This is a genomic window from Acidovorax sp. A79 (assembly GCF_041154505.1).
Lineage (GTDB): Bacteria > Pseudomonadota > Gammaproteobacteria > Burkholderiales > Burkholderiaceae_C > Acidovorax.
The window spans coordinates 3,176,203-3,188,952 of record NZ_AP028672.1 but is presented as its reverse complement, the minus strand read 5'-3'; the positions used below and the strand labels follow the sequence as shown (position 1 = coordinate 3,188,952).

Sequence of the window (12,750 nt, the reverse complement as noted above, 5' to 3'; positions counted from 1 at the left end):
GTTACGATCCCGTCCATGCCTGCACCGCACTACCTCTTTCTCACCACGTCCACCCGCGAGCCGGGCCACACCGGCAACACCGAGTGGCTCGCACGCCAGGCGGCCGCCGCGCTGCCCCCGGGCACCGCGCAAACCTGGCACCACCTGGCCCGCATGGACCTGCCGCCCTTCGTGGACCAGCGCCACACCTCGGGCACCTATGCGCCGCCCGAAGGCGACATGAAGACGCTGCTGGACGCCACGCTGGCGGCCACGCACATCGTGTTCGTGGCGCCGGTCTACTGGTACAGCATTCCCTCGCCGCTCAAGACCTACCTGGACCACTGGAGCGCCTGGATGCGCGTGCCTGGCCTGGCCTTCAAGGAGCCCATGGGCGCGAAGACCCTGGCGCTCATCACCACCAGCGGCGACCGCGCCAAGGCCCAGCCCATGATCGACTCCGTGGAGCTGTGCGCCCGGTTCCTGTCGATGGCCTGGGGCGGCGCGCTCTGGGGCAAGGGCGGGCCGCCGGGGGCGGTGCAGGCCGACGCGCAGGCGCTGGCTGCGGCGCCGGACTTCTTGCTGGCGTAGCTAACCACAACGCCGTGCCGGCTCGGCCCAGGGTGAGGCTGCTGCGGTCGCGGTGGGTGTGGCTTTCGCCACAGGGGCCGGGCCGCCGGCGAGAACAGCTAGGGCTGCCGGCTCCGGGCCAGCGCCACGATGGCGCCAATGGCACCGCGCGCCTGGGGGCTGTTGTGCCAGCAGGTGGACCTCATCATCTCCGAGATGGTTCTGGTCACCGCGGCCACATCCGCGTCGACCAGTTCGGCCAGCGACGAAAACCCGACCTGCTCCAGGCGCGCAATCACGGTGGCCCCCACGCCGTGCAGGGCCAGCATTTGCTCTTTTTCAGCGGCAGAAAAACCCATGTCACCCCACTGTGGGCATTGCAACGAGGGAGACTGTATCCGCCTGCCCGAGCGCCATCAGGTTCGCCAGGCTCTGGCGGCCCGCAGATCCATCCGGCACCGGGGCGTGCGCGGCGTCTCCCATGGCTGGGGCGCCGGCGCCCGGCGCGCCTTTCCACTTCGCTGTGCCGGCGGCATTGGCCTGCATCATGGGCAGCTCCCTCTCAAGAATGGTGCACACGAGGCTATTGCCGGGCTGCTGACAACGTCGTGTCAGGAGCCCAGCCCCATCCGCTGCACCAGAATCCCCAGCCATTCGTGCAGCGCCAGGCTGCTGTCGGCCAGCGCGGAGGCGCGCGGCAACACCCGGTACAGCTTGCGGGCCTGCCCGCCCTTGAAGCCCATGGGCGCGGGCAGCACCTGCAGCCCCGCGCGCTCGAAGGCCCCGGCCGCGCGCACCATGTGCCAGCCGTGGGTGACCAGGGCAATGCGCTCGATGCCGGCGGCCTTGAGCAGGATGGCGGATTTTTCGGCATTGCTGCGGGTGTCGAGCGACTCCACCTCCGTCCAGCGCACCCGCCCTTTGAACTCGCGCTCCACCACGTCCTTCATGACCAGCGACTCGGCCCGCATGCCGCCGGTGGAGCCGCCCGTCGCCAGGATGGGCAAGCCCGCCTGCTGCTGCAGGTGCACGGCGTAGCGCACCCGCTCGCGGGCGCCCCGACTGAGCACATCCACACCGTACTCGGGGGCCACGGTGTCGGCCCCGCCCCCCAGCACCACGATGGCCTGGGTGCGCGCTTGGGACAGCTGCCGGGCGGTCACCACGGGATGGTGCTCCAGGCTGCGCACCAGCACATCCGACACCGGTGGCCAGGACAGCACCAGCACCGACAGCAGCGACAGCACCACCACCGTGATGCCCGTGCGGCGGTGGTAGCGCGCGATCCACAGCCCCACCAGCGCCAGCAGGATGCTGGACACCGGGGGCAACAGCAGCGCAGACAGTATTTTCTTCAGGGCAAACCACATGGCAACAGAAGGAGAAAGGGAAGGAGCAATCAGGCCTGCACGAGCCCGCCCGGCGGCGCCAGGGCATGGCGGGGGAAAAATGGACCGCTTGGACGGCCGAACCATCGGCCCTGCGGGATGGGGCAAGCTCAGTGCAGCATCCGCCGCTGGGCTAGAAAGTCCAGCAGCGCGGCATCGAAACCCTCGGGGTCCTCCAGCTGGGGCCAGTGCCCGACATGGGGCAGCACCAGGGTCTGCGCATCGGGCAGCACCTGGGCAAGCGCCTCCAGGGCCACGGGGGGTGTGCAGCGGTCCAGCGCGCCCCCCACCAGCAGCGTGGGCATGGCCAGGTGGGCCAGCGCGGCAGCCCCGCGATCAAACGTGGGCAAGGCCTCCAGCGCGCGCCGGTAGGCCCCCGGGTACACCTGGGCCAGCGCATGGCTGGCCAGCCGCACCCCTTCGGGCAGGGCGCCGGTGCCGATGAACTGGGGTACCAGCGTCTGCGCCAGCGCCTCCATGCCGCCACCGCCATCCAGTGCTTTCAGGGCGCGCAGCCGGGGCGCCACCCAGTCTTCCACCGCCTGCGCATCGAGCGCCGGCCCGCCCGCGCACAGCACGAGGCGCCGCACCTGCGATGGGCCGCGCACTGCGGCCTCCAGCGCCACCATGGCGCCCATGCCGTGCCCCACCAGCGTGACCGGGCCACCCCGCAGGGCGTCGATCAGGGCCAGGCAGCTCTGCGCCAGCGCCTTGAAGGTGTAGGGCTCCACGGGCGCGCTGCGGCCATAGCCCGGCATGTTCCAGGCCACGGCGCGGTAGCCAACCGTGGCCAGCGTTTCCACCTGGGGGGCAAAGGTGAGGTGGTCGCCATCGGCGTCGTGCAGCATGAGCACGGTGGGGCCGGAGCCCAGGGCGGTGAAGGTAGGAAGAACGGCCATGCGGTGGAAAACGGAACAGAAATGACTTACGCAAAACAGGGTTCAGGCAGGTAGCTCGCCCCCACGCCAGGTGGTGGTTGCATCCCGATTTGCGCAAGTCTTACGGAAGTAAACCCCGCAACAGCGCGGTGGTGGGTGGCGCCTGATAATAGTTGTTCCCCCCTGCTGCCACCGCTGGCACCGCTTTTGTGAACCCTTCGCCCCCCCGCCCCGCCCTCGCCCTGCCACCGAGCTTCTCCACACGCGAGTTTCGCGATGCACTGGGCATGTTTGCCACGGGCGTGACCATCGTCACGGCCCGCACGGCGGCGGGCGACCTGGTGGGGCTCACGGCCAGTTCGTTCAATTCGGTGTCGCTGGCACCCCCGCTGGTGCTGTGGAGCCTGTCGCACGGCGCCAGCACCCTGCCCACCTTTGCCGATGGCTCGCACTACGCCATCCACGTGCTGGCCGCGGACCAGAAGGCGCTGGCCGAGCGTTTTGCCACGCGCGGCATCGACCGCTGGGCAGGCCTGGAACACCGGCCCGGCATCAGCGGCGCCCCGTTGCTGGCCGGGGCGGCTGCCACATTCGAATGCTTCAACCGCAGCCAGTACAAGGAGGGCGACCACACCATCTTTGTGGGCGAGGTCGAACGCTGCGAGCACCGCGAAGGCATCTCGCCCCTGCTGTACCACGGGGGCAAGTTCTACACCGAGCACCCGCTGTGACGACCCCCACCGTGGCCGTGCGCCACGTGAACATCGGTCTGGCCCGGCGCCTGAAGGTGGGCGAGCGCTCGGTGCTCACCGCCATCGGCAAGGCACCCGTCACCGGCCCGGTGGCGGTGGGCCCGCTGGGCCTGGCAGGGGACGAGCAGGCCGACCCGAGCGTGCACGGCGGCCTGGGCAAGGCCATATACGCCTACCCCGCCGCCCACTACGCGTTCTGGCAGGCACAGCGCCGCGAACGCGGCGTGAGCCTGTTCGATGAAACCTTGCCGCCGGGTTTCATGGGGGAGAACCTCACCATCGACGGGCCGCTGGAAGCGGATGTGTTTGTGGGCGATGAATGGCATTTCCCCCACTGCGTGCTGCGGGTGAGCGCCCCGCGCGAGCCATGCTTCAAGTTCAACGCCGTCATGGGGTTTGCGCAGGCGGGCCGCACCATGGCCCTGGCCGGATGCTGCGGCTACTACCTGGCGGTGGACCAGCCCGGCACCATCGCCGCCGGAGAGACCGCCACGCTGGTGCCCGGGCAGCGCGGGCTGAGCATCGCGCAGGCGCTGGCCGGCAAGTGGGCAAAACACGCGCGCTAGCCAAGCCCCATCGGGTTCATCAATTTTGATAGCTGCCAGCGCTTACCAGATAAGCGCCAGGGGCCAATTTGGCTTGGATGCAGGACCTCAGCGCACGGTGTCGGGCAGCTCGATCTTGACCTCCAGCACCTCCAGGTTGTCCTGGCGCTCCAGGTGCACCTTGAGGTCGTCGGGGTTGATCTTCACGTACTTGGAGATCACCGCCACCAGTTCGCGCTGCAGCGCGGGCAGGTAGTCGGGCTCCGAGGCGTTGCGGCCGTTGCGCTCGTGCGCCAGGATGATCTGCAGCCGCTCCTTGGCGACGCTGGCGGTTTTCTTCTTCTCGCCGAGCAGGAAGGACAGGAAAGAAGCCATGGCTTATTTGCTCCCGAACAGGCGTTTGAAGAAGCCTGGCTTTTCCGCGTCGATGAAACGCAGCGGCTTGTCGGTGGCGCCCAGGAAGCGGTCGATCACGTCCTTGTAGGCCTCGGACACATCCGAGTCCTTGGCGTGGATCGCGGGCGTGCCCTGGTTGGACGACTGCAGCACCACTTCCGACTCGGGGATCACGCCGATCAGCTTGATGCGCAGGATGTCCTGGATGTCTTCCAGGCTCAGCATCTGGCCGTCCTGCACGCGGCTGGGGTTGTAGCGCGTGATGAGCAGGTGCTCCTTGATCGGCTCGCCGCCTTCGATCGCGCGCTTGGTCTTGCTGCCCAGCATGCCCAGGATGCGGTCCGAGTCGCGCACCGACGACACCTCGGGGTTCGTCACCAGCAGCGCCTCGTCGGCGAAGTGCATGGCCATCAGCGCGCCGCTTTCAATGCCGGCGGGCGAGTCGCAGACGATGTACTCGAAGTCCATCGCGGCCAGGTCCTTGAGCACTTTCTCGACGCCGTCCTGCGTGAGCGCGTCCTTGTCGCGCGTCTGGCTGGCGGCCAGCACGAACAGGTTGTCGCACTGCTTGTCCTTGATGAGGGCCTGGTTCAGGTTGGCCTCGCCCTGGATCACGTTGATGAGGTCGTACACCACGCGGCGTTCGCAGCCCATGATGAGGTCCAGGTTGCGCAGGCCGACATCAAAGTCGATCACGGCGGTCTTGTGGCCGCGCAGGGCGAGGCCGGTGGCAAAGCTGGCACTGGTGGTGGTCTTGCCCACGCCACCCTTGCCGGAGGTCACGACGACGATTTTGGCCATGTGTTGGGGTCTCTTGAGGGGTTGGATGATGAATGAAGTATCAATTTTCGTGGTGCATGCACCGGGGCGACGCTTGACACGGGCGTGGCCCACACCAGGGCTCCCGCGCAAGGGCCGCCCCGCCGCGCTGGGAGCGTCCCCCTGCCCGCTGCGCGCAGCGCTGCGAGAGCGGGGGGAAGGAGCGAAGCGACATAGGGGGGTGTTTCACTTGAGAGCTTCGATGATGAGCTTCTCGCCGTCGAGCCGGACCTGGGCCGGCTTGCCGCGCACATCGGCGGGCAACTCGGTCTCGGTGGTGCGGTAGATGCCCGCGATGGACACCAGCTGGGGCTCCAGGCAGGTCGAAAAGATGCGCGCTTCGGTGTTGCCGCGCGCACCGGCAATCGCGCGGCCGCGCAGCGGGGCATAGACGTGGATGTTGCCGTCGGCGATCACCTCGGCGCCAAAGCTCACCACGGCCATCACCACCAGGTCGGCGCCACGGGCATACACCTGCTGGCCCGAGCGCAGGGGCTTGTCCACCACCACGGTGCCGGGGCCCGGCATGGGCACTTCGCGCACCACTTCGACCTCGACCTCGCGGATCACCTCGCGCACCACTTCCTGCACCGGGGTGGCAGGGGCCTCGGCGCGAACGGGCGGTGCATCGGGCGCCGCGGCCAGCCCGGCCGCGCGCGCGGCATCCATCTGGGCAGGGCTGCCGCCGCGGACCGCCACGGGCAGGGTGCTGTGGCTGCGCAGCAAGGCCGTGATGGCCGCGAAATCGATGGGTTCCTGGGCTTCGCGCACAGGGGCCAGATCGATCAGCACCGGATCATTGTCGAAGAAGCCCGGGGCGTCGGCCACGCGCTCGGCCAGGTCGGCGGCAAACAGCGCGGCGTCGGTGGTCTTGAGCACCACGGCCACCACGGGCAAAGAGGCGCTCTTGAGGTCAAAGCTGGTGCGGGACTGCGCCGCCGTCGTAAGGGCCATGAATGAGGGGTGGAAAAGACGCTCGGGAACGGGTTTCAGAAGGCGCAAAGTGTACCGTGGGCCCGTGTAAGAACCTGTTCGCGCTCCCCGGGCGCCCTGCGCGGGAACACAAGGGGAAACGCGCGGCGCCTCGCGCGTGGCGCCGCGCCCCTCCCTGGGGAGCCCGTGCCTTCATCGGAAAACGGGCCAGCGCCCGCGCACCGCAGGCCCGCCGCAGGGCAGGGCCGAGAATCAGAACGCACGGGCGGCGGGGGCCGCGAGCGCGCGCAGCGGGGCGACGTCCTGCAGGCACCAGAGGCGGCGCCCGCCACGGATCCAGCCCTTGCCCTGCCATTCGGCCAGGATGCGGTTGAGCGTTTCGGCGCGGATGCCCAGATGGGCCGCCAGGTGGCGCTGGCTGGTCGGCAGCTGGATGTCCAGGCCCTGCCGCTCGGCCTGCGACACCAGATAGGCGGCCAGGCGCTGCGGGGCATTGCTGCTGGTGAGCCAGTCCACCTCGTTCACCCGCTGGTAAAGGCGCAGGCTCAGCGACTCCAGCAGCCGCAGCGCCAGCGCGGGATGCCGTTCGCAGGCGCCGCGCAATGCCCGCCGGGAAATGCGCCAGACCTGTGTGCCGCCTCGCGCGCGCGCCGTCATCGGGTACAGGCCGTGGGGCATGAACATCGCCGCCTCGGCCACCAGCTGGCCGACCTCGAAGCAGTGCAGCATGCGCTCGTCGCCCGCTGCGTCATAGCGCAGCACTTCCACGGCCCCCTGGGCGACCAGCAGGCAGTGGCGGGCCTCGTCGCCTTCAAAGAACAGTGTGTCGCCATCGGCGTGGCGCCAGCGCACGGCGTCGCCGCCCAGGGCCGCCAGTACCTCGCGCGGCATGCCTGCGAGCAGGCGCGTGGCGGCCAGCAGCTCTTGCAACGCACCACACGGGCTGGAGGCCACCGCATCCTCCCGCTGGACCGGGGCACCGTTGATAAAAGTCATTTCATATTCCTCTTTGAGCATGCATTCTCCACAAATACGAATAGATCTCATTCATTTCCTCCTGGCCCGCCATGTCATCCCATCGCACCTTCCGCCGTCCACTCCTGGCCATCGCCCTTGCTGGCGCCTTCCCGATACCGGCCGCAATGGCCCAATCCGACACCCCGCAAGCCGCCGCGCTGCCGACCGTGACGGTGCGTGCCGGGAGCGAGGCGGACACCTCGCCCGTGCGGGCCTCGGTGGCGGCCGAGCGTCAGCGCCTGGCACGCGTGCCCGGCGGCACCCACCTAGTCGAACCGCAGAAGGAAACCCGCCTGGCCACGCTGCGCGATGCGCTCGACTACCAGCCGGGCATCGTGATCCAGGACTTCTTTGGGGGCACGGACCAGCCGCGCCTGTCGATCCGGGGCTCGGGCATCCAGAGCAACCCGGTCAACCGCGGCGTGCTGCTGCTGCAGGACGGCCTGCCGCTCAACGAAGCCGACGGCTCCTTCATCATCGGGCTGGTCGAGCCACGCAACGCGGCGTTGGTGAGCGTTCGGCGCGGCGCGAACACGCTCTCGCCCGGCGCCACCACCCTGGGCGGCGAGTTGGACTTCCAGTCGCTCACCGGGGTCGACGGACGCGGCCAGGTGCGCGCCGAGGCGGGCAGCTTCGGCCGCCAGGGGCTGCAGGCCGCCGTGGGCACGCGCGGCGAACAATGGGACGCGCGCCTGAGCGTCAGCGGCGACCGCTTCGACGGCTACCGCCGCCATTCCGCCTCGCAGCGCGACGCGGTGCACGCCAACATCGGGTTCCTGGGCGATGGGGGTTTCGAGAACCGCACCTATTTCAGCTGGACGGACCTTGCCTTCCAGATCCCCACCGTGATCCCCAAGGACCGCATCGCCTCGAACCCGCGCGGCGTGATGGGCGATGGCGCCACGCCGCAGGACCAGCTTCTGAACGTCTACAAGCGCGACCCGCGCCGCGAGGCCACGCAATGGCGCCTGGCCAACCGTTCGCGCTGGGGCAGCGAAGCCCTCCGCCAGGAGGTCGGCGTGTACTGGCAGGACACGGAGGATCTGTTCAACAACCAGACCCACTACACAGTGAGCGGCACCCGCACCACCGGCGCGCAATGGCAGGCCAGCGGTCGCCCCGCGGGCGAGGCCGGCCCGCTGGGCTGGCGCACGGCCTTGGCGTGGTCGCGCAGCAGCATGGAGCGCGACCTGTTCGCCACCAGCCCCGCCAACGGCACGCGCCTGCAGCGCTTTGGCGCCTATGACCTCACCGCCAACAACCTGCAGGCCCTGGCCGGGGCCGACTGGCGCGTGGCGCCCCAGTGGACGCTGGTGGGCCATCTGCAGTGGAGCCGCCAGTCGCGCGACGCGGCCAGCCGCACCGCGGGCGCGGGGCTGGACCAGCAATGGACCTTTGCCACGCCCAAGGTGGGTGTGAACTGGAACCTCACACCCGCGACGCGCTGGTGGGCCAACCTGAGCCGCAGCCACGAGGCGCCAACCTTCTGGGAGATCCTGGGCGCCACCGTGGCCCCCAACAGCCCGGCCACGGCCAGCAGCGAACTGATCCGCCTGTCCATGCAGCGCGCCACCACGACTGAGATGGGCGGCCAGGGCCGTTGGGGCGACGGCACGGGCGCCGTGCAATGGACCGCCGCCGTCTACCGCAGCCAGGTGGCCGGCGAACTCATCAGCACCACCGACGCCAACGGCATCAAGGTGGGCACCTACAACTACGCGGGCGGTACCCGCCACCAGGGGGTGGAAGCAGGCCTGTCGGGCAGCTGGCCCCTGGCCACGGGCGCTCTGGACTGGCGCGGTTCCTGGACCTACAGCGACCTGCGCTTCAAGGGCGGTGAATACGCGGGCAAGCGGATCGCCGGCGTGCCACGCCACCTGCTCAACGCCGAGGTGCTGTGGCGCGTGGGCGACTGGCGCCTGGGCCCCAACCTGCGCTGGATGCCCACCAGCACACCCACCGACCACGCCAACACCGCCGGCGCCGAGCAGGACGCCTACGCGCTGCTGGGCGTGAAGCTCGAATGGCGCAACGGCCCCTGGACCGCCTATCTGCAGGCCGAGAACGTGACCGACCGCCGCTACGCCAGCAGCTACGCCGTCCGCAACCGCGCCACCGCCGCCCAGCCGGGCTACCTGCCCGGCCTGGGCCGCAGTGTGGCGGCCGGCATGAGCTACCAGTTCTGACCGGAGGCCGCCGCATGACACTCCACTGGAACGGACTTCGCCGCCGCCAGATGCTGGCCGCAAGCTGCGCGCTCGCCCTGGGCGGACATGCGCGCGCCGCCGACCCGTCGCCCGCGGGGCGGCTGCCGCGGATTGCCCTGGCGGGCCCGCCCGCCATCGTGTCCGCGCCGCTCATCCACATGGCCGAGACCGGCGCGCTGAACGGCATCGCCGAGCGCACCACCTTCACCCCCTGGCGCGATCCCGACCAGTTGCGCGTGATGGCCCTGGGCCACCAGGCCGACGTGCTGGCGATGCCCAGCAACGTGGCGGCCAACCTCTACAACCGCGGCGCGGGCGTGACGCTGCTCAACATCGCTACCTGGGGCGCGCTGTGGATCGTCACGCGCGACGTCGGGCGCAAGGCGCTTGCGGACTTTCGCGGTGAAGAGATCGCCGTGCCGTTCCGTGGCGACATGCCCGACCTGATGCTGCAGCTGCTGGCCGCCAGGCAGGGCCTGGACCTGCGCCGCGATTTCCGCGCGCGCTACGTGCCCACGCCCATGGAGGCCATGCAATTGCTCATCACGCGCCGCGTTGCGCACGCACTGCTGTCCGAGCCCGCGGTGTCGATGGCGCTGCGCAAGACGCAGTCGTTTCCCGCCGGCCTCGTGGCGCCCGCACTGCACCGCGGCGCCGATCTTCAGCAGGAATGGGGGCGGGTGTTCCAGCGCGCGCCACGCCTGCCGCAGGCCGGCATCGCCGCCGTGGGCATGGTGCGCGGGCAGCCCGCCGTGCTGGCGGCCGTGGCGCACGCCTACGCGCGTTCGGCCGCATGGTGCCGCGCGAACCCGCTTGACTGCGGCCGTCTGGTGGCGGCGCGCATCGATTTGCTCACGCCCGAGGCCGTCGCCGACGCCCTGGCCACGAGCCAGCTCGACGCCGTGCCGGCCCATGCGGCGCGGGACGACATCGGCTTCTTCTTCGGCCAGCTGTTCGCACGCGATCCCGCGCTGCTGGGCGGCAAGCTGCCCGACGCCGGCTTCATCCACATGCCGCCGCCCGGGGCCCCCGCGTCCCGCCACGGCGGCACCTCTTCGTTTCAAGGATCTCCATGCCAAGCCATCGCCTGATTCCACTGCTCGCCGCCCTGCTGGGCACCATGGCGCTGCCCGTCCTCGCCGCCGGTGGCGGCGACGGCGGTGCGTTCACCCTCACGCCCGAACAGATTACCTGGCAGGAGGGCAAGGCCACCCAACGTGTGGACGTGCACGCCGACGCCGCGCACCACGTGGTGACGCGCCGCGTGCGCATCGCCGCCGGCACCGACCTGCCCCCCCATGGCCATGAACGCGGCTACCGCCTCGTCACCGTGGTCAGCGGCACGCTGCTGCTGGGCTTTGGCGACCGCTTCGACGCGGCCATGCTCAAGCCGATGCCGCCCGGCAGCGTGTTCTCGGAAGACGCCGGCCACCGGCACTTCGCCCGCACGCTGCAGGAGCCCGTGGTGCTGCAGCTGACCGAAGTTTGCCTTGCTTGCGCCGCCCCATCGCCCGCCCGCCCATGAGCTGTCCCGCACGTTGTTCCGGCCGGGGGCCGGGCTGAGATGCGCCTGGTCTGGCGCCTGCTGCGGGGCGCGCCCGCCTATCTGTGGAGCGGCTGGGGGGCACTGGCCAGCCTGCTGCTGTTCCTTGCGCTGTGGGACCTGGGCGCGGGCCTCTACGGCCCGCTGATCCTGCCCGACCCGCTCACCACCTTCACCGCGCTGCGGGGCCTGGCGCAGTCGGGCGCGGCCTGGCCGGAGCTGGCCGCCACCGCGCGCCGCGCGCTGCTGGGGCTCGTGCTCGCGGCAGGCGTGGGCAGCGCGCTGGGGCTGCTGGCGGGCCTGTCGATGACGGCTTCGATGATGGCGCGCCCCTGGGTCACGCTGCTGCTGGGCATGCCGCCCATCGCCTGGCTGGTGCTGGCCATGCTCTGGTTCGGGGCGGGCGACGGCACACCGGTGTTCACCGTCTTCGTGGCCTGCCTGCCGGTGGTCTTCACCGGCGCGCTGCAGGGCACGCGCACCCTGGACCACCACCTCCGGGACATGGCGCGCGCCTACCGCCTGCCCTGGCGCATGCGCATCCTCGACCTGTATCTGCCGCACGTGGCGGCCTACCTGTTCCCGGCCTGGATCACGGCCCTGGGCTCCTCGTGGAAGGTGGCGGTGATGGCCGAACTGCTCGCCACGAGCGACGGCGTGGGCGCGGCGCTGGCCGTCACGCGTTCGCACCTGGACACGAGCGGCTCGCTCGCCTGGATCTGTGCCGTGGTGGGCAGCCTGCTGGTGCTGGAATATGCGCTGCTGGAGCCTTTCAAGCGCGAGCTGGAGCGCTGGCGGGGAGCCGGCGCATGAGCGCGTGCCCATCCAACCTGCAGGTGCGCGGGTTGCGCCATGCCTACGGCCCCGCCCCGGTGCTGGAAGGGATCGACCTCGACGTGCCGGCTGGCCGCATCGTCGCGCTGGTGGGCCCATCGGGCTGTGGCAAGACCACGCTGCTGCACCTGTGCGCCGGGCTGCTGGCGCACCAGCAGGGCCGTATCCGCCACGGCTTCGCGCACACCGCGCTGATGTTCCAGCAGCCGCGCCTGCTGCCCTGGATGAGCACGCTGGACAACATCGCCCTGGGTCTGAAGGCGCAGGGCGTGGCCCGCTCCGAGCGCCACCGCCGCGCCAGGGAGGCCGCGCTGGCGCTGGGCCTGGCGGCGTCGGTGCTGGCGCAGTTCCCCGCCGAGCTCTCAGGCGGCATGCAAAGCCGCGCGGCCCTGGCCCGCGCGCTGGTGCTGCAGCCCGACCTGCTGCTGATGGACGAGCCGTTCGGCGCACTCGACGTGGGCCTGCGCGGCCAGTTGCACCAGCTGCTGCTCGCGCGCCAGGCCGCACAGGGCATGGCCGTGCTGCTGATCACACACGACCTGATGGAAGCCGTGCGCCTGGCGGACACGGTGCTGGTCATGGCTGCCGCGCCCGGGCGCATCGTGGCGCGCTACGAGCCGCCGGGCGCGGCGCTGGCGCGCGGTGACGCGCTGGTGTACCGCTGCATCGCCGAGCTGCGGCAGCACCCCGGGGTGCGCGCGGCATTCGGCCTGCCCGGCGACGCCGGCACCGCGGCGCCGGAGAACGCCACGGGCGAGGGCCGCTGGCAGCCGTTGGCGCCAGGATCGCACACCCCTCACCCTGGACCGTGGGCATCGCGATGCTGAGCAGGCCTGCGGATACGCCACGGCCCGCGCCGTGGCATGCGGCCCATCCGGTGTGGATGTGC

General features: G+C 70.6%; 15 protein-coding genes. 8 read left to right on the top strand and 7 right to left on the bottom strand.

Annotated features, from left to right (window positions below; translation table 11 throughout):
* Positions 1-15 precede the first annotated feature (15 nt).
* A complete protein-coding gene (locus tag ACAM51_RS14635; RefSeq protein WP_218296514.1) occupies positions 16-570 on the top strand; it encodes a flavodoxin family protein in 555 nt (184 codons plus the stop codon).
* Positions 571-668: 98 nt separating this feature from the next.
* Here ACAM51_RS14635 and ACAM51_RS14630 read toward each other — a convergent pair whose 3' ends face one another.
* From ACAM51_RS14630 to ACAM51_RS14620, 3 genes are all read right to left on the bottom strand, one after another.
* Entirely contained in the window at positions 669-908 is a 240-nt protein-coding gene (locus ACAM51_RS14630; RefSeq protein ID WP_369641037.1) for a helix-hairpin-helix domain-containing protein, read from the bottom strand.
* 252 nt (positions 909-1,160) lie between these two features.
* Complete coding sequence (locus ACAM51_RS14625; protein WP_369641036.1) at positions 1,161-1,919, bottom strand: YdcF family protein; 759 nt, start codon at positions 1,917-1,919, stop codon at positions 1,161-1,163.
* A gap of 128 nt (positions 1,920-2,047) precedes the next feature.
* The gene (locus ACAM51_RS14620; RefSeq protein WP_369641035.1) at positions 2,048-2,836 is read right to left on the bottom strand and encodes an alpha/beta fold hydrolase; all 789 of its coding nucleotides are present in this window, start codon (positions 2,834-2,836) and stop codon (positions 2,048-2,050) included.
* Between the two features lie 188 nt (positions 2,837-3,024).
* Here ACAM51_RS14620 and ACAM51_RS14615 point away from each other — a divergent pair, with 188 nt between their 5' ends.
* Both ACAM51_RS14615 and ACAM51_RS14610 read left to right on the top strand, forming a co-directional pair.
* Positions 3,025-3,546 carry a flavin reductase family protein gene (locus tag ACAM51_RS14615; protein WP_029414219.1) on the top strand — a complete coding sequence of 174 codons (522 nt, stop codon included), beginning with the start codon at positions 3,025-3,027 and terminating at the stop codon, positions 3,544-3,546.
* Positions 3,543-4,133: an MOSC domain-containing protein gene (locus ACAM51_RS14610; RefSeq protein WP_369641034.1), complete on the top strand. Its 591-nt coding sequence runs from the start codon at positions 3,543-3,545 to the stop codon at positions 4,131-4,133. The genes ACAM51_RS14615 and ACAM51_RS14610 overlap by 4 nt, the downstream gene beginning before the upstream one ends.
* An 87-nt stretch (positions 4,134-4,220) precedes the next feature.
* Here ACAM51_RS14610 and minE read toward each other — a convergent pair whose 3' ends face one another.
* The 4 genes from minE to ACAM51_RS14590 form a co-directional block, all read right to left on the bottom strand.
* Positions 4,221-4,487, bottom strand: a complete 267-nt coding sequence (minE, locus tag ACAM51_RS14605; RefSeq protein WP_015011987.1) for a cell division topological specificity factor MinE — start codon at positions 4,485-4,487, stop codon at positions 4,221-4,223.
* Positions 4,488-4,490: 3 nt separating this feature from the next.
* Complete coding sequence (gene minD / locus ACAM51_RS14600; RefSeq protein WP_218296509.1) at positions 4,491-5,309, bottom strand: septum site-determining protein MinD; 819 nt, start codon at positions 5,307-5,309, stop codon at positions 4,491-4,493.
* Between the two features lie 204 nt (positions 5,310-5,513).
* Positions 5,514-6,281 carry a septum site-determining protein MinC gene (gene minC / locus ACAM51_RS14595; protein WP_218296508.1) on the bottom strand — a complete coding sequence of 256 codons (768 nt, stop codon included), beginning with the start codon at positions 6,279-6,281 and terminating at the stop codon, positions 5,514-5,516.
* A 231-nt stretch (positions 6,282-6,512) separates the two neighbouring features.
* Positions 6,513-7,256 carry a Crp/Fnr family transcriptional regulator gene (locus ACAM51_RS14590; RefSeq protein WP_369641033.1) on the bottom strand — a complete coding sequence of 248 codons (744 nt, stop codon included), beginning with the start codon at positions 7,254-7,256 and terminating at the stop codon, positions 6,513-6,515.
* Positions 7,257-7,402: 146 nt separating this feature from the next.
* On the opposite strand from ACAM51_RS14590, the gene ACAM51_RS14585 reads away from it, so the two are divergent.
* The 5 genes from ACAM51_RS14585 to ACAM51_RS14565 are packed head-to-tail and all read left to right on the top strand — an operon-like array spanning position 7,403 to position 12,688.
* Positions 7,403-9,463, top strand: a complete 2,061-nt coding sequence (locus ACAM51_RS14585) for a TonB-dependent receptor family protein (protein ID WP_369641032.1) — start codon at positions 7,403-7,405, stop codon at positions 9,461-9,463.
* 14 nt (positions 9,464-9,477) lie between these two features.
* Positions 9,478-10,575 (top strand): ABC transporter substrate-binding protein, encoded by a 1,098-nt coding sequence (locus tag ACAM51_RS14580; protein WP_369641031.1) that lies wholly within the window; start codon positions 9,478-9,480, stop codon positions 10,573-10,575.
* Positions 10,557-11,009 carry a cupin domain-containing protein gene (locus ACAM51_RS14575; RefSeq protein ID WP_369641030.1) on the top strand — a complete coding sequence of 151 codons (453 nt, stop codon included), beginning with the start codon at positions 10,557-10,559 and terminating at the stop codon, positions 11,007-11,009. The genes ACAM51_RS14580 and ACAM51_RS14575 overlap by 19 nt, the downstream gene beginning before the upstream one ends.
* A gap of 39 nt (positions 11,010-11,048) precedes the next feature.
* Positions 11,049-11,840 (top strand): ABC transporter permease, encoded by a 792-nt coding sequence (locus ACAM51_RS14570; RefSeq protein ID WP_369641029.1) that lies wholly within the window; start codon positions 11,049-11,051, stop codon positions 11,838-11,840.
* Positions 11,837-12,688 (top strand): ABC transporter ATP-binding protein, encoded by an 852-nt coding sequence (locus ACAM51_RS14565; RefSeq protein ID WP_369641028.1) that lies wholly within the window; start codon positions 11,837-11,839, stop codon positions 12,686-12,688. The genes ACAM51_RS14570 and ACAM51_RS14565 overlap by 4 nt, the downstream gene beginning before the upstream one ends.
* Positions 12,689-12,750: the final 62 nt, after the last annotated feature.